Genomic DNA, 16,395 nt, shown 5'->3' with positions numbered 1-16,395 from the left:
ACCATCATGGGCAGGTCTCACGCCTGCCGCGATCCGCTTCCGTTGGGGCTGCGGGGAAGCTCCAGGAGGGCGGCGAACGCATCGATGTTCCTATCAATGGCGAGACGGCTTGCCAATGCAAGGCGCCGGTCCCGCGCCTCGGCCCCGCGCTCGGGCGCGGCGGGGTCGCCGGCGAGGCGGACCAGGTGGGCGTCCATGTCGGCGAGGCGCTCCGGTGAGACCAGCAGCGCCGCCCCGCCGAGGAAGGCGGCCAGCTCGCTCGCCGGCTGCGCCACCGCCAGCACCGGCCTGCCGCTCGCCAGCATGCCGCCGAGCTTGGAGGGCAGCACGAAATCCTCCACCGAGGGGTCCTGCGGCAGCACGTGGCAATCGGCGAGGTTGAGGAAGGCATTGAGCCGCGCCTCGGGCTGGAGGCCGAGGAAGCGGACCTGGGGCAGGTGGCCGAAGCGCTGCGCCAGCGCCGCCTTCGCGGGGCCCTCGCCGGCGATGACGAAGTGCAGGCCGGGCACATGGGCCAGCCGTTCGGCCGCCTCCAGGATCTGGTGCAGCGCCTGCTTGGGGCCGATCTGGCCGGCATACAGCACGACGAAATCGCCGTCCGCGAAGCCGAGTTCGGCGCGGTAGGGGCTCGGGCCGGGCAGGGGATGGATGCGCGTGGTATCGACCCAGTTCCGCACCACCGCGATCCGGGCGGCGGCGACGCCCTTCCGCTCCAGGCGCTCGGCCATGCGATCGGAGATGGTCACCACCCGGTCGAACCGCGTCAGCATGGCGCGGTCGAACCAGGCGGCGAGGCGCGCCACCCGGCCGCCGGCCGGCAGATGGCCGACCGCGAAGGCCGCGTCCACTTCCAGGTCCTGCACGTGCAGCACGGTCCGCGCGCCCGCGAGCCGGGCGGCGAGGAGCGCGGCGGGCGCCGCCAGCAGGGTCGGCTCGACGCAGATCACCGTCCGCGGCCGGAACCGCAGGATGCGCCAGGCCATCACCGGGGCGGCGGAGAGGGCGAAGCTGAGCGGGGCAAGCAGCCGGCCGATGCCGGCGCCGGCATTGCGCAGCAGCAGCGGGCAGCGGGTGACGGGCAGGCCCTGGTGCCGCTCCCGCCGGTAGCGCCAGGCGGAATAGGGCGGGCGCACGTGCCAGCCGGGATAATGCGGCGGCGCCGCGATGACCTCCACCTCGTGGCCGCGCGCGGCGAGGCCCTGCGCCAGTTCCCCGGCATAGCGCCCGGCGCCGGTTGGCTCGGGGGCGAAATTCATCGCGCAGAGCATCACCCGCCCGCGCGTGCCCGTGGGCCGGGTGGTGCCTGTGGAGCCGGGAGGGTCTGCCTGCATGCGCGATGGCCGGGCCTGAGCGGGGACGAAAAGGGGAATCAGAAGGGCGGCCGGGCCAGCCCGCCGCTTCGTTCTTGGCGGATGATCGCCCGTGGCGGAAGGGGGGATGGGCGCCGTTCCGCGCCGCCACTGTCTCACGGCTCGAACAGAAAAGGTGGCGTATCGAGCGGGATCGGGGATGACCGCTCCCTGTTGCGGGCGGCAGCGGGCCTGAATGTCTATCCGGCCTATGTCGCGGCACCGGCCGTGGTCTTCATCTGCGCCCGGAACAGCTCTTGCAGCAGGGCGAGGAAGGCGCGCACGGCGGGATTGGTGCGGCGGCTCTCCGGCCAGACCGCCGTGATGTTGTGCCGCGCGACCGCATATGCGGACAGCACCGGCACCAGCTCGCCGCGCGCCACATGGGGGGCGGCGATGAAGTCCGCGCCCATGCCGATGCCCCCGCCGGCCACCAGCGCCGCGATCAGCGCCTCGCTCGCATCCACGACGATGCCGGACGGCGGCACCACCTCGATCTCGCGGTCGCCGACGCGAAACGGCCAGCGGAAGGTCTGCCCTGTGCTCTGGTAGCGCAGGCTGACGGTCTCATGCCCATCGAGCGCGTCGGGATGATCGGGAATACCGCGCGCCGCCAGATAGGCGGGCGAGGCGAAGCAGCAGAGCCGGTGCGGCGCCAGCCGGCGTGACAGCAGCCGGGAATCGGCAAGCTCGCCGATCCGCACGGCCAGGTCCGCGCCTTCCTCGATCAGGTCCACGAACTGGTCGTTCAGGCGCAGCTCGACCCGCACCTTGGGGTGAAGCCTGCGGAAGGCGGGCAGGGCGGGCGCGATGACATGGATGCCGATCGGCAGCGACGCGGCGATCCGCAGGGTGCCCGAGGGGGCCGCCCGTGCGGTCATGGCCGCCTGCTCGATCTCCTCGGCCTCGCGCAGCAGCCGCAGCGCGCGCTCGTGCAGCTCGCGGCCCTCCGGCGTGAGCGTCAGCGCGCGGGTGGTGCGCGTGAAGAGCGAAAGCCCGAGGTTCTGCTCGAGCCGCTGGACGCTCTTGCTGACCGCCGAGGGCGAGATCGCCAGTGAGCGGGCCGCCGCGGTGAAGCTCCCCAGCGATCCGGCGCGCGCGAACGCGATCAGGCCGGTCAGCCGCTCCAGCATCATTTGTTCCTTCATGGAACGACTAAAGCGAAAAGCGGCTGGATTATCAATCTGGCACCTGAGCGCCATATGGCGGCCGAGACGGGCATGACGGACGGAGCGGATGATGAGCGAGAGGATGAAGGCGGTTCGGCAGCACGCATTCGGCGGCCCCGAGGTGCTGGTCTACGAGGACGCGCCGAAGCCCCGCCCGGCGGCGGGCGAGGTGCTCGTGCGCGTCCGCGCGGTGGGGCTCAATCCCCCCGACTGGTACCTGCGCGAGGGTTACAAGGCGCTGCCCCCCGAATGGCGCCCGCAGGTGACGTTTCCCGTCATCCTGGGGACGGACATCTCCGGCGTCGTGGAGGCGGTGGCCGAGGATGTCGGGGACTTCCGCGCCGGTGACGAGGTCCATGCCATGGTGCGCTTTCCCGGCGGCCTGGCGGGAGGCAGCCGGGCCTATGCCGAATATGTCAGCGTGCCGGCCTCGGAAGTCGCGCGCAAACCCGTCGGGATCGACCATGCGCATGCGGCGGCGGCGCCGATGTCGCTGCTGACCGCCTGGCAGTTCCTGATCGATCTGGGGCATGACGCGCAAAACCCGCTTCAGCCGCACCCGCACCGGCCGGTGCCGCTGGCGGGCCGGACGGTGCTGGTGAACGGCGCGGCCGGCGGCGTGGGCCACCTGGCGGTGCAACTGGCGAAATGGCGCGGCGCCCGCGTCCTCGCCGTGGCTTCGGGCCGGCACGAGGCGATGCTGCGCGCGCTCGGCGCCGACGCGTTCATCGACTATGCCAGGGACGCGCCGGAGGACGTGGCGCGGGAGGTCGATCTGGTGGTCGATGCCGTGGGTGGCGCGGCGTCCGGGCGCTTCCTGCGGACGCTGAAGCGCGGCGGCACCCTGTTCCCCATCTTCCCGCTGGGGTTCTCCGGCGGCGAGGAGGCCGCGACACGGGGCGTCACCGTGTCGGCCACCCAGGTCCGCTCCAGCGGCGCGCAACTAGAGCAAGCGGGGCGCCTGCTGGACGACGGCACGCTCCGCGTGGTCATCGACAGCACCTATCCCCTGGCGCACGCGCGCCGGGCGCACGAACGGGCCGAAGCGGGACACATCCAGGGCAAGATCGTCCTCACCGTCGATGGATGAGGCGCGTGGGGGGGCCTCGCGATCCGGCGGGCACATCGTGCGCCACAGGTCACCTGCAACGGACTTTCCGCCCGCGTTATTGTCGCAGGCAGGACGCGCCGCTCGCGCGAGGTGGGCGTCCTGCGGCTTTTCTCACCAGCCGATTTTGCGCCTGCGCACCAAAGGGTTGGTGGGGGGCCTTGCGGGAAGCCGATGAGAGCTGTGTCTGCTCCATTGCCCGCCATGACACGCCTTGCGGATCCGTCGGCTTTTAGGCGCCGAGACGTCCAAGCGGCTATGCTGCTACCAAGGAGACCGTTCGAAGCCGGACCGCGGCGTGTGTCCGCCATCGATTCCAGCGGCGCGTCTGGAAGCGTCAATTCGCCGGATGACCGCACTGCCGGAGACCGGCCTCGTCGGTTCGCGCCAGAACGTGCGGAAGCGTAATAGGCATTGATATGACAGGTCTTTCCAGACGGACGTTTCTCTCAGCTTGCGGCGCGCTGGTGCCTGTCGTCGGCTTTGAGGCCAGGGCGGCGTTTGCGCAAGGAAACGCGAACGGATTCATGGCCGCGTCCTCCCGGCCCGAAGGACCCGGCTCGGCTCCGAAGAAACCGGGCTTGCAAGGCATCACCGCCGTTTGCGAAGTCACGGGCGGCGGAGAGAAAGTCTATGCCGTCGCCGTCGAATACGACGTGAATATCAATCCTGCCTCGCTGTCGCTGGATAGCTATAGCGTAGCCGTCACGCCGGCCGCCACGGGATATTCTCCCGGAATGCCCGAAGCCGTCGACAAGAACGATACGGCGCAACCGCCTCAGCCCCGCGCTGTTCAGGCGATCTACACCAACGACGCCCCGGCCCGCCGCATGGACCGGGCAAGCGTGCCCGGCCGCTTTGTCGTCGCCGAATTCGCGCACGATCCCGACCTCAGCATCCCGACCACCGATAGCGAAAAGGTATCGCTCACCCAGTTGCGTGATGTTCGCACCACCGACGGCAAGGTCTATGCCGCCAGCGCGACGAATTACAGCAATGTCGGACAGCGCGGCGACAGCGTTTCGATCCGCGGCCTGGAGGGTTGGGAACAAAATCACTGGTGGTGGGATGACAGTCGCGCCACCTGGCTGGAATACAGCATCTATCTGCCCAAATCCTTCCTGGCGAAAGGCGGTGACGAGAAATCGTATCCGCTTGTGCTCGCCGTGACCCATTCCGGCACGAGCTATAACGGCACCTGCAAGGAGACCCTCACGGAGACTTGCATCGCCAGCATCTGGGGCATGCCCGAGGTCCAGGAGGCGCATGAATGCGTCGTCATCACACCGCGCTATGAGCGCACGACGATGAACGATTACTGGGAACATACCTACGACGTGGAAAACACCTATCGGCTTATTCAGTCCCTCATGTCCAACACGTGGAATTACGGCAATCCCAACCTCGACGACCGCCGCGACAAGGTGCTGAAGATCGACCCGAAGCGCGTCTATTGCACCGGCTGGTCGATGGGGGCCATGACCTCGCTATGGCTGATGGCGAAGCATCCGGATACCTTCGCCGGCGGCCTGATCATCGCCGGCCAGCAGCGCCCGGCCGACGTGGCGACGCTCGCCGGCCAGAACGTGCTGATCATCACCGGGACAGCGGATGGAAAGGCGACGCCCTGGAACGAGAAATGCGTGCCTGTCTGGCGCAAGGCCGGGGCGAAGGTCACGCGTCCTGAAGAGACGCTGGACCCGGCCCTGATCTTCCCCGTGGACGACCAGAAAGTACTCACCGGGCAAGTCAACCGCTATCTCGACGAGGGAGGCAACATCACCTTTCTCACCTTCGAGGGGGTCGACCATATGGCTTCGGCGCGCAAGTTCTTCTACGTCAAGGCGGCACGCGATTGGCTGTTACGGCAGGTCAAGGCCTGAGCCGCCGGCGATGGGTTGAATCATGATCCGTGCAATGCTCCTGACCTTCGCCGTCCTGCTGATGTGCGCCTGCCCGACGCTGGCGCGGGAGGACATGCAATCCGATGCCGAGCTTTTCGCTGCGCAAAAGGCGATGGATGCGGGCGATTTCGCGCAATCGCTGAAACTGTTCAAGCAGGCTGCCGCGGACGGAAAAGCCGCGGCGCTGGAACATGTCGCCATGATCTATCTCGAAGGCGGCAACGGCGTGGAAAAGAACTATGCCGCCGCCATGGAATGGGCCCAAAAGGCGGCGGACGCCGGCAAGGGCCGCGGCAATCTCTATCTCGGCCAGATCTGGATGAACGGCTGGGGCGTTACCGCCGATCTGGAAAAGGCGCTCGCCTGTTTCAAGAAGGCGGACGCCGCGGGCGACATGAAAGCCGGGCGCTATGTGGGCCTGATCGCCGAGCAGCGAGGCGACGACGCCACGGCGGCGCAATGGTTCCGCAAGGCGGCTGAGGCCGGCGATATCACCAGCCAGTATGCCTTGGGCCGCGCCTATGAAACGGGAGGCGGTGTTCCGCAAGACGATGCCGAGGCAATGGCCTGGTACCGAAAATCAGCCTCGCGCGGCGACATCATCGCCTCGGACGGCATCGTCGGGATGGCGGGCCTCTATGAAAAAGGCGCAGGCGTACCGCGGGATCTGGACAAGGCCATCGCTCTTTACCGGCAGGCCGCCGATCTCGGAAATGCGGCTGCCTCCAAGGCATTGGCGCGATTGGGACAATGATGCGGGCCCAGCTGTATTTTCCGGGCCGCGCTGCAAAAGCCTGGCGTTAAAAATCGTGCGTTCTCAGGGAAAGCAGTTCGGGACTTTTCGGGACTTTCTGCACCCAAATGTGCGTTTCAGCGCCAAATAGATCCGATTTGTTCTCGTTCTTTGCCGGAGTTGTGGTGCTTTTAGAATCAGAAATATGAAAGTATTATCAGAATGTTATGGCGGAAGGGGTGGGAGCTGTTCCCAAAATCCGCGTAAGTCATTGATTTTTCGTATGAATCAAGCGATCTAAGCCGCGCTGTTGTCACAGCACGATGTAGCAACGGAGGGGCGTTTCTGTCAACAATTTGCCTCTTCCCAGCGGCTAGGCCTAACGCTGACGCGACCGTAGGTTGCTGACGGCACTGCTTCGCCTCAGTATGAGCGCGGTTGTTAATGGGTGTCCTTGGGGGGGGGGGGCTTTTGACTGACATCGTCTCGACGATCAGCTCTATGCGGGGCATGGGGATTCTTGCGGATTATTCCAAGTCGAGTCCAAAGTTGCCGTTCCGGCGATACAACCTGATCTACGGGTTTAACGGTTCAGGGAAGAGCACCCTCTCTCGCCTGTTCGCGAGTCTGGAAACGGGTGAGCGGCACGAAAGGCTGCCAGAAGAGTGCTCCTTTGAGATCGAAATGGACAGCGGTGCGAAGCTCAGTTGCCCGGCCGCCCTTGCGGGGCTGGAGCGTCGTGTTCTCGTCTTTAATGCCGACTACGTGGAACGGAATTTCCAGTGGGCTCAAGGGCGGGCTAATCCGGTCTTTTTCATCGGCGCGGATCAGGCAGAGGCTGCGGCAGAGCTGTCGGCAGCCGAAGCTAGAATACCAAGTATCACATCACGGAAGAGCAAGGCGGAAGGCTCTCTAACCGCCGCGGAGAAAGCCTTCACGGCATACAAGCGCACCACCGCTAAAACGGTGGCCAGCAGGTTGCATTTGGGCAACAGAAAGTATGAGGCGCCCGCTCTCGTGAAGGATCACGATGCCTGGGCGGGCCTGCGCGACACCACTCTTACCGATGAGCAGTTGGCGGTTCAGGAAGATATCTGCAAGCTCGATACTCCGCCACCGGCGATTGCCCCTTTGACGTTCGACGCGCAGACGGTCAAAAAGGCGTTCGAGTTCATTCGAAGCATGTGTGAGCAATCATTCAGCACCACCGCGCTTGCCGAAGCGCAACAGCACCCAGACATGCTGATCTGGCTAAAGGAAGGATTCGAGTTTCATAAGAACGAGTCGCTGGATGTCTGCCTTATGTGCGGGAGTCCGTTCCCGGATGAGCGGTTGAGGCTGCTCGCATCGGCATTGGACGACCGGATCGATGAGTTTATGTCGCGGCTACAAAAGGCAGGAGCGCGTCTTGAAGAGGTGCTTGGCGAACTTACCGGTCTCGACCATGCAGCCCCGCAAGACGACGATTTGGTGGCAATGCTGCGCGAGGATTATAAGGCTCGCAGAGGGAAATTCGCAGAGGCTGTTCGAACGGCACGGGCGCATCTGGAGCCCTTAAAGCCGTTGGTTGAGGAAAAGTTGAAGAAGCCTGCCTCCCCAGTGGACGTCGGAAGGCTTCCGTCCCTGGATGTGGTCGTGCAGGTTGCAGGGTCTCTGGCTTCCGAGATCGCTAACGTGAATGGCGTGATTGGCGATCATAATCAGAAAGTTGAGGCGTTTTCCGCCGTCAAATCAGGCGCGGAAGAATTAATCCGCAAGCATTTCGTTGCCAAATTAAAAGGCGACTTCGATGCTTCTGCAAACGCTGTGACAAAGGCAATCACCGCCCGAGATGCCGCGCAGAAGGAGTTGGAGGATATCGGCAAAAAGGCCGAAGAGCTCCGTCGCCGGATCCGCACTCATGGCCCGGCGGCCACTGCGATCAACAGTCTGGTAGCCTCCTATCTCGGGCACCAGGAGCTGACTATTCAACCTTTGGAAACGGGGTACGCCCTGCATCGGCACGGGCAAGAAATCAAGGGTTTCCCCAGTGAAGGAGAGAAGACCGCAATCGCGATCGCCTACTTCTTATCGTCACTCGAGGCTGACGGACGGAAGCTGAAAGATCTGATCGTCGTCGTTGACGATCCAATCTCAAGTTTGGATACAAAAGCACTCAATTATGCCTGCTCTCTGGTAAAAAGCCGACTTGAGAAGGCGTGCCAGGTTTTCATCCTGACCCATAACCAGCAATGCATGAATGAGTTCAAGAAGGCGTGGAAAAATAAGACAAGGCGCGAGGAAGGTAAGGAGGGCCACGATCCACAAGCTGCCCTATTTTTCATCGACGTTCGATTGCCCAAAAATACGTCGCGTAGAACATCTCATTTGGTGGAGATGTCAAAGTTGTTGCGTGAATACGATTCTGAATATCACTACCTGTTCAGTCACGTGATTAAATTCTCGGGCGCCCCCGATGAGCATTACGATCATGGTTACATGATGCCTAATGTATTGAGGAGGGTGCTCGATATATTTCTGGCATTCAAGGCGCCTGTGGGTGGTGGAATCGTCTCGCAAATGAACAAATTGTTCACCGGCTACCCTGACCTTGATCGTGTTCGCTTCACAGCCGTGGAGCGATTGAGGCAGGTCGAGTCCCATTCTGATAATTTGGACGACTTGCTCTCATTTTCCTCGATGACGCTTGAAGAGATAAAAGGGGCGAATGCAGCTCTGCTCGCTCTGATGGGTCAGGTGGATGCGAAACACCTGAAGGCGCTCACCAGCATCTGTCGTTGAAAACCCTGGCGGGTGGGGGTGTTGGGGACAGCGCTCCACAGCACTTATTCTCTGATCGCCATGTGCCGATGCTCCTGTGCGAGCCAATTCTGCGCATCTTTTGACTACGCGTGAATGTTCCTTCATCGCGAATTGGTGCGTTCAGCGCAGGGGTAGCAAGGAGCGGGCGCCGGTGCCACGCCTAGAAGGCCATCCCGTAAGCTTGCCCGGCAGGCGTCGTCCTTCGGCTGCCGCCTGTGCCGCCTGAATTAGACGCTGTCCCTTCTCGTGCCATTCCCGCAGGCAGCGTGCTGGGTATCGACGAACTTCAATCTCGAGGCGACGCCATCCATCGGCGAAAGCCGTTTCGAAGAATGCCTGGAGCGCCGTGTCCCCAGCGATCGTGACGTCTCGCCCCAAGGCCGGGCACCACGGCTGTCCTGGAAGCCGAATGCGCCGCCATTGATCATGACTTCTGGCTGTTCGTTCGTCGCACAGTAGCCCGCCGCCAAGGTCACCATCGTAACGGACATATTCGTGATGGGCATCACCAGTGGCCCGCCGGATGACGTATCGACGAAGACGGGATGCATCGCGATCGCGCATCGTCACATCGCCAGATTGGGGCTGCCGGGATCGTCCCCTTCCGGCTTGTCCTCCGCGGCTTGGGAAACCTGCTCGGGATCGCACTGGCGGCGTCGCATCTTGAGTTCCTCGGCACCAAGCGAGCGAAAGCGGCGAAGTTCTGGGATGAGGTCTACCGGTTCGGCTTCGGCGAGTTCCGCGCGCTGGTCATCGTCAAGGTATGAGCCCACGAATGCCCTTAGTCCTGGGTTCAGCCTTCCGAGCGCTGCGATGTCTCCTGCGGCGGCGGAGCGTAAGGTCTCCGCTTCCCGGCTGCTGGTACTAACAAGTCCGACAGTGGTCTCGTGCTGCTGAGCCTTTTGGACCTCAGCCTCCCATGCGCGACATGCCGCGTCCGAAGGCTGGCATCGGTGCAACTCAACACCAGTTCGCTGAGCCTCCAGCCATAGGGTATCCTGGTCAACTTGGCTCCAAGGACCCGAAAGCTCGGCGCCACCGTCCCAGGCTTCGAGGGCCTTGAGCACGAGGGCGCGGGCCGCTTCAGACGTCAGGCGGCCGTGGAGTTCGACATGGTCGCCAGTGTCGTGGAGATGAGCACCTCCAGCGTCGACCCATGCGCCATCGGGTGTCGGTGTCGCATCGTATCCGCGTTCGCGCCACCAAGTGATCAGACTTTCCGTCACGTGCGGTGAAACGAAGGTCGGGCGTGGCGTTGTGACACCAACCCGGCGGGCCTCGCCAGACGGTACGAGGCGCTCAATGTCCCAGCCGCCAGCGGCAGCCAGTGCTTTCGCCAACGGCTCAGCCCGACCGATTGGCCCCCAGGTTCTGACGATGCCTGACTTCCGATCGATCTCCACCCAGCCGCGATCGCACATGAGGATGCGGGTCGGCGTTGAGGGGCCGCCAGCCTTCACCAGATGCAGATCATCAACCCATGCGCTCGCGTCGAAATCGGGGACCGCTCCCTCGAGCAACCTTGTCTTGTAATCCTGCCTGCGGCCGATCGACCCGAACCCCTTGACTGCCATCGTTGAATCCTTTTGTGGCTGAGATTCAGGATGTGGGAAAATGCTGCCGGCGGTAGCCGGTACGAGAATCCGCTGGGCGTCGCCAGCCAGGGTCCCGATGTCGATCCGGGACAGGGCCAGTGCGGCGGCATGTTCGCGGACAGCACGGCGCATCGGGCGCAGCCGAATGGCCTCGGCATCACCGCGGATGCCGGTCACATTGATCCGACCCAAAGCGGCTACCGCTGCCCGATCGGATTCGGTCCAACGGGAACGCTGGCCTTGATCTCGCGCAGCATCTCTGACTGCTGACCTAAGATCATGACGATGGCTTTCAGAAGCGCCTTGATCTCGTTGAGGCTCCCGGAGGCCTCTGGCTCCTGGAGGAGGTTCAGAAGCGGCAGAAGGCTTCGGCTGACTGCGTGCGCTCCCTGCGCCTCGCGCAGGATCGCTTCGGCTGGGTGGGCCTTCTGCTGGGGCTTCGACGGGGTGGCGGCGGGTGTCTGCGAGGGCATGCTGAACCCCCTGAAGGACGGGCAGGTGAAGCCCACCGACGCGGGCCTTCACCACGGCGGCAGGGATTCGATCCCCGGCGGCGCGGGAGGCCGCTCCGAGGATCCGCACCAGGGAGTGAGCTCCGCCGGCGCGATCGACGAGTACGGGGCCTTTGTCGCCGGCGGCGAGACGCAGATCGGCGGCGGCGAGGGCGGCTTCCATGGCCGCGCCGCTGTCCGACGCCTTCCAAGCCGCCAAGGCCGCCGTCTGGACCGTCTTGGGGTCCATGGCCGTCCGATCCGCCTGATGCCGCTGCATGGGCGTTACAGCGACGGCACGAGGCCCCCGAAGGTGACCAGCTCGGATGATCGAGCGAGCGACGTCCTCGCGCCCGTCACGCACCAGGGCGGCGACGACGGCCTTCGTGTGCGCCCCCTTCACGAGGGGCATGCCGGTCTCAAACTCGGTGATCCGGCAGACCTTTTCGCGCCGTGCCATGTCATGGGACAGGCTCACGCATCGGCCGTCGTCCCGGACGAGGCTGTAGACCACATGCCAGTGCACGCGGCCCTCTTTCTCATGCTCCTGGATGAAACGTGGCAGGGCCGTCAGGCCGAATTCCTCCTCGTATCGGTGAAGGAAGGCGTCGCGGATCTTGGCGCGATCCCAGCCATGTGGGGGATCGACGTGCAGATGGTGCACCGGGCGGTCCGTCCGCCCATGCGCCGAGCCGGCGACGAGGCTGTCCAGCGCCTCGGCCGTCGTCGTCGCGCCGAGGTGGCGCACATCGATGAGCTCCGACCGCTGCCCCTTCGCCCGTGACGTCAGATGCCGGGCGAGCGCGTTGCCGCCCTTACCCCTCGTGGCGCCCGCGATCACGGCGCACCTCCTGAACGAGATCGATGAGCTCGCGCTGCGCGGCCCGCAGGCGTGCGAGCACCTGCTCGGAGGCCGCGTGGTCTGGGTGCAGCGTCTCGCGCATGGTCTTCGCGAGCTGGACCAAGGCGCCATTCATGCGGCCGACGTTCCTAGCGACGAGCCCAAGCTCCGCGACCAGCGGATCGGGCGCCGCATCGACAGGCTTCGTCGGCCGGGCTTGATCAGGCTGTCCCACGCCCTCAGCGGCGAGGTGGCGGAGCCACGCCCCGGCCGAGAGGTCGGCCGACAGGGCTGCGGCGGACACGGCAGCGGCGAGCGCCGGCGACAGGCGCACGAGCACTTGGCCGGACATCGCTCGGGTCTCGCTGCCGCGCCGTCTCATCAGGCCCTCTGAGCCTGGGCCGCGCGCTTCATTTGAGCCCAGCGTGGGCCGTATTCGCGGAACTCCGTAATGGCGCGACGCTGCACGTCGTCGAGCCAGAGAAGAGCCTCCGCGGGGGTCAAAGCCATCGTCGGATTCGTCGCATCGAGCTCGTCCAAGATGAGGCCGACGGCGATGCGCACGGTCGTCGAGCCGACCATCCTGTCTGGCGCCGCCTCGCCCGCCATAATCTCCTCAAGCCTGGCTTTGATCTGGTCACGCATGGTCGTCTCCTGCTGCGGGGGTGCACGGGGGCGGAAGCCCCCTGGCCAGGTGACCGATGGAGCGCACGGAGTGCGCGGATATCGGTCATGCCTGGCTCACCTACGGTCGATCGCCGGCGGGATAGCGACAAGCCGTTGGAGAGCGGTCCTTTTGGCCGACCATGGGATTGTCCCGGGGACACCTGCCTCTCACGGGCACCGATTTGCCGTTCGCCGGCGACTTCCCCTACTGTCACGGCCGCTGGGGGAGTCGGGCATGAGTGCGGCAGTCGATGCGTTCATCGCGCGCTGGCAGGGGCGTGAAGGCGGGCAGGAGCGGGCGAACTACGCGCTGTTCCTGCCGGAACTGTGCGCGGTGCTGGACCTGCCGCGACCGGACCCGGCCAATGCCTCCACCGAATCGAACGACTATGTGTTCGAGCGGGCGGTGAAGGAGACCGCTCGCGACGGCACCGTCTCATCCAAGCGCATCGATCTCTACAAGCGCGACTGCTTCATCCTGGAGGCCAAGCAGTCGCGCTTTTCCGGCGCCAAGAAACTGGCGGACGCCCCCACCGAGAGCGCATCCAAGACCCGTGGCCGGCGCGGCGCCGACCGGGCCTGGGACGTGCTGATGATGAATGCCCGCCGCCAGGCGGAAGACTATGTGCGCCTGCTGCCGGCCGCCCATGAGCCGCCGCCCTTCGTGCTGGTGTGCGACGTGGGCCACTGCATCGAGGTCTATGCCAACTTCCGCCGCGACGGGAAGGCCTATGACCAGTTCCCAGATCGCAACTCCTTCCGCATCTATCTGGAGGATCTGCGCGATCCGGATGTGCGCGCCCGCCTCGCGGCCATCTGGACCGCGCCCATGGCGCTCGACCCCTCCCGCCACGCGGCGCGGGTGACGCGGGAGATTGCCGAGCGTCTCGCCAAGGTCTCGAAAGCCCTGGAGGAGGCGGGCCAGCCCGCCGAGGGTGTGGCCATGTTCCTCATGCGCCTGCTGTTCACCATGTTCGCCGAGGATGTGGACCTGCTGCCGCCCAACAGCTTCAAGACCCTGCTGCGCGATTGCGAGGCCAAGCCCGCCATCTTCCCCGGCATGCTGGAGGATCTGTGGCGGGCCATGGACGAGGGCGGCTTCACCGCCGCGCTCCAGCAGAAGGTGCGCCGCTTCAATGGCGAATTCTTCAAGAACCGCCGCGCCTTGCCTTTGGACAAGGCGGCCATCGGCGAATTGCGGGCGGCGGCGGAGTTTGATTGGCGCGATGTCGAGCCGGCCATCTTCGGCACCCTGCTGGAGCAGGCGCTGGACACGGTGGAGCGCCTCGTCATCGCCACCATCCTCGATCCGCTGCGCTCCGATTGGGCGCAGGTGCTCTCCACCGCCGAGCGGCAGAAGACCGCCGGGCGGGGCAAGGATGCCGCCGCCACCGTGAAGGCGTTCCACGACAAATTGTGCGAGACGCGGGTGCTCGATCCCGCCTGCGGCACCGGCAACTTCCTCTATGTGGCGCTGGAGCTGATGAAGCGCCTGGAAGGCGAGGTGCTGGAAGCGCTGGCCGATCTCGGCGGCCAGGAGGCGCTGGTGGGCCTGGAGGGCCATTCCGTGGACCCGCACCAGTTCCTGGGCATGGAGCTGAACCCGCGCGCGGCGGCAATCGCCGAACTGGTGCTATGGATCGGCCATTTGCAATGGCATGTGCGCACCCGTGGCGGCCAGCCCAGCGAGCCGATCCTGCGCGCCTTCAAGAACATCCAGGCCCGCGATGCGGTGCTGACCTGGGACGGCTACCCGGTGCCCCAGTTCGTGGACGGCGCCGAGGCCTATCCCAATGCGCGCCTGCCGGAGTGGCCGAAGGCGGAATTCATCGTCGGCAATCCGCCGTTCATCGGCGGCAAGGATCTGCGGGCGCGGCTCGGGGATGCCCGCACCGAGGCGCTGTGGGCGGCGCATCCGCACATGAATGAGAGCGCGGATTTCGTCATGTATTGGTGGGATCGCGCCGCCGATCTGCTGCTGCGCAAGGGCACGGTGCTGCGTCGCTTCGGCTTCGTCACCACCAATTCCATCAGCCAGGTGTTCCAGCGCCGGGTGATGGAGCGCTATCTCAACGCCAAGAAGCCGCTGTCGCTGGTGATGGCCATTCCCGACCATTCCTGGACCAAGGCAGCCCGCGACAGCGCGGCGGTGCGCATCGCCATGACGGTGGCCGCGAATGGCGCCCGCGACGGCCTACTGCGGGACGTGACCAGCGAGGAGGGCATCGACACCGACGCGCCGGTGATCGGGTTTCAGGAGCGGATGGGCAAGATCCATTCGGACCTGACGGTGGGGGTGGATGTGACCACGGCGGTGCCGCTGCTGGCCAATGAAGGGCTGTCGTCGCCCGGCGTGAAACTGCACGGCTCAGGTTTCATCGTCACGCCGGAGCAGGCTGCCGAACTGGGGCTGGGGCGCCGGCCAGGACTTGAGCGGCACATTCGCGCCTATCGCAACGGCCGCGATCTGGCGGCGCGGGCGCGCGGGGTGATGGTCATCGACCTGTTCGGCCTGGAGGCCGACGAGGTGCGGGCGCGCTACCCGGAAGTCTATCAATATCTCCTGCGGACGGTGAAGCCGGAGCGGGATGCCCAATTCCAGCGCTCACCGACAAAAGATGCAGAAGCGTACTTGGCCCAATGGTGGGTTTTTGGGAAGCCACGCCAGAATTTGCGCCCAGCGCTATCAGGACTGCCCCGTTATATTGCGACAGTCGAGACGACCAAGCATCGTGTTTTCCAGTTTCTGAATGCAGATATCATTCCCGATAATATGATTGTCGCAATCGCTGAATTTCGATCCTATTTCTTGGGGGTTCTTTCAGCGCAACATCATGTCATTTGGGCTCTCGCTCAGGGTGGGACATTGGAGGACCGTCCGCGATATTCTAAGTCGGTGTGTTTCGATCCCTTCCCCTTCCCAGCCGCCACTGAGGCGCAGAAGGCGGTCATCGGCGACCTCGCCGAAGAATTGGACGCCCACCGCAAGCGGGTGCTGGCGGCCCATGAGAATCTCACCCTCACCGGCCTCTATAATGTGCTGGAGCTTCTGAAATCCGGCGTCGCGCCCGCCGATCTCGACCCCAAGGCCCGCCGCATCTTCGATGACGGGCTGGTGCTGATCCTGAAGGAACTGCACGAGAAGATCGATGCCGCGGTGGCCGAGGCCTATGGCTGGCCCGCCGATCTGCCCGATGAGGAGGTGCTCGCCCGCCTCGTCGCCCTCAACAAGGCACGGGCGGCGGAGGAAAAGCGCGGCCTGGTGCGCTGGCTGCGGCCGGACTACCAGATCCCCCGCTTCGGCTCCGAGAAGGAGAAGGCCAAGCAATTGGAAGCCGATCTCGGCGACGATGCCCCCGAGCCGGTGGCCGGCGGCCGCCCCGCCTTTCCCAAGACCGACCGAGAGCAGACCATCGCCGTCATGGGCGTGCTGATGCAGGCCACAGGCCCCCTGGACGCCGCCGCCATTGCCGCCACCTTCAAGCCTGCGCCGAAGGTACGAGCGGCCGTGGCCGACGTGCTCTTAGCCATGTTCCGAATGGGGCAGGTAGCCTCCGCGGACGGCACCTCATTTTCGCTTCGGCGTGTGGCGTGACGCCCCGGTCTGGCAGGCGTCATGGCCGGGCTTCTCGGCGGAGGGGTTCGGCACTATCCGTGTGGAGCCGGAAGTTTGGCGCCGCTCACCGAGAGTGAACTTAGGCGGTTGGCCTCGAACATGAGAACCGTCCAGATGATGA

General features: G+C 65.0%; 11 protein-coding genes and 1 pseudogene. 5 read left to right on the top strand and 7 right to left on the bottom strand.

The window, feature by feature from the left end; all coding sequences use genetic code 11:
• Positions 1–17: 17 nt before the first annotated feature.
• Complete coding sequence (locus tag YU1_RS27280) at positions 18–1,331, bottom strand: WcaI family glycosyltransferase (protein WP_084539562.1); 1,314 nt, start codon at positions 1,329–1,331, stop codon at positions 18–20.
• Positions 1,332–1,558: 227 nt separating this feature from the next.
• Positions 1,559–2,497 carry a LysR family transcriptional regulator gene (locus YU1_RS0100960; RefSeq protein WP_029002481.1) on the bottom strand — a complete coding sequence of 313 codons (939 nt, stop codon included), beginning with the start codon at positions 2,495–2,497 and terminating at the stop codon, positions 1,559–1,561.
• Positions 2,498–2,585: 88 nt separating this feature from the next.
• Between YU1_RS0100960 and YU1_RS0100955 the strand changes: the two genes are divergently transcribed.
• The 4 genes from YU1_RS0100955 to YU1_RS0100940 all read left to right on the top strand — a co-directional run bounded on the left by YU1_RS0100955 (position 2,586) and on the right by YU1_RS0100940 (position 9,044).
• Positions 2,586–3,608 (top strand): NADP-dependent oxidoreductase, encoded by a 1,023-nt coding sequence (locus YU1_RS0100955; RefSeq protein ID WP_029002480.1) that lies wholly within the window; start codon positions 2,586–2,588, stop codon positions 3,606–3,608.
• A 437-nt stretch (positions 3,609–4,045) separates the two neighbouring features.
• Positions 4,046–5,509, top strand: coding sequence for an alpha/beta hydrolase-fold protein (locus tag YU1_RS0100950; RefSeq protein WP_029002479.1), 1,464 nt, complete (start codon positions 4,046–4,048; stop codon positions 5,507–5,509).
• A 34-nt stretch (positions 5,510–5,543) separates the two neighbouring features.
• On the top strand, positions 5,544–6,284 hold the full coding sequence (locus YU1_RS27275) for a tetratricopeptide repeat protein (RefSeq protein ID WP_051356333.1): 741 nt from the start codon (positions 5,544–5,546) through the stop codon (positions 6,282–6,284).
• Positions 6,285–6,734: 450 nt separating this feature from the next.
• Positions 6,735–9,044, top strand: coding sequence for an AAA family ATPase (locus tag YU1_RS0100940; protein WP_029002478.1), 2,310 nt, complete (start codon positions 6,735–6,737; stop codon positions 9,042–9,044).
• A gap of 587 nt (positions 9,045–9,631) precedes the next feature.
• Here YU1_RS0100940 and YU1_RS33250 read toward each other — a convergent pair.
• The 5 genes and pseudogenes from YU1_RS33250 to YU1_RS0100915 form a co-directional block, all read right to left on the bottom strand.
• Positions 9,632–10,837 carry a hypothetical protein gene (locus YU1_RS33250; protein ID WP_156921890.1) on the bottom strand — a complete coding sequence of 402 codons (1,206 nt, stop codon included), beginning with the start codon at positions 10,835–10,837 and terminating at the stop codon, positions 9,632–9,634.
• Between the two features lie 20 nt (positions 10,838–10,857).
• Positions 10,858–11,133 (bottom strand): hypothetical protein, encoded by a 276-nt coding sequence (locus YU1_RS0100930; RefSeq protein ID WP_029002476.1) that lies wholly within the window; start codon positions 11,131–11,133, stop codon positions 10,858–10,860.
• 490 nt (positions 11,134–11,623) lie between these two features.
• Positions 11,624–11,899, bottom strand: a pseudogene (locus YU1_RS34875) (relaxase/mobilization nuclease domain-containing protein); the annotation flags it as partial.
• Positions 11,900–11,966: 67 nt separating this feature from the next.
• On the bottom strand, positions 11,967–12,344 hold the full coding sequence (locus tag YU1_RS0100920) for a hypothetical protein (protein WP_029002474.1): 378 nt from the start codon (positions 12,342–12,344) through the stop codon (positions 11,967–11,969).
• Positions 12,345–12,373: 29 nt separating this feature from the next.
• Positions 12,374–12,637, bottom strand: coding sequence for a hypothetical protein (locus tag YU1_RS0100915; protein WP_029002473.1), 264 nt, complete (start codon positions 12,635–12,637; stop codon positions 12,374–12,376).
• Positions 12,638–12,893: 256 nt separating this feature from the next.
• Here YU1_RS0100915 and YU1_RS0100910 point away from each other — a divergent pair, with 256 nt between their 5' ends.
• Complete coding sequence (locus YU1_RS0100910) at positions 12,894–16,253, top strand: class I SAM-dependent DNA methyltransferase (protein ID WP_035713134.1); 3,360 nt, start codon at positions 12,894–12,896, stop codon at positions 16,251–16,253.
• The last annotated feature ends 142 nt before the right edge of the window (positions 16,254–16,395 follow it).

The organism is Azorhizobium doebereinerae UFLA1-100, assembly GCF_000473085.1.
Lineage (GTDB): Bacteria > Pseudomonadota > Alphaproteobacteria > Rhizobiales > Xanthobacteraceae > Azorhizobium > Azorhizobium doebereinerae.
This window is presented reverse-complemented; position numbering and strand designations above follow the sequence as displayed.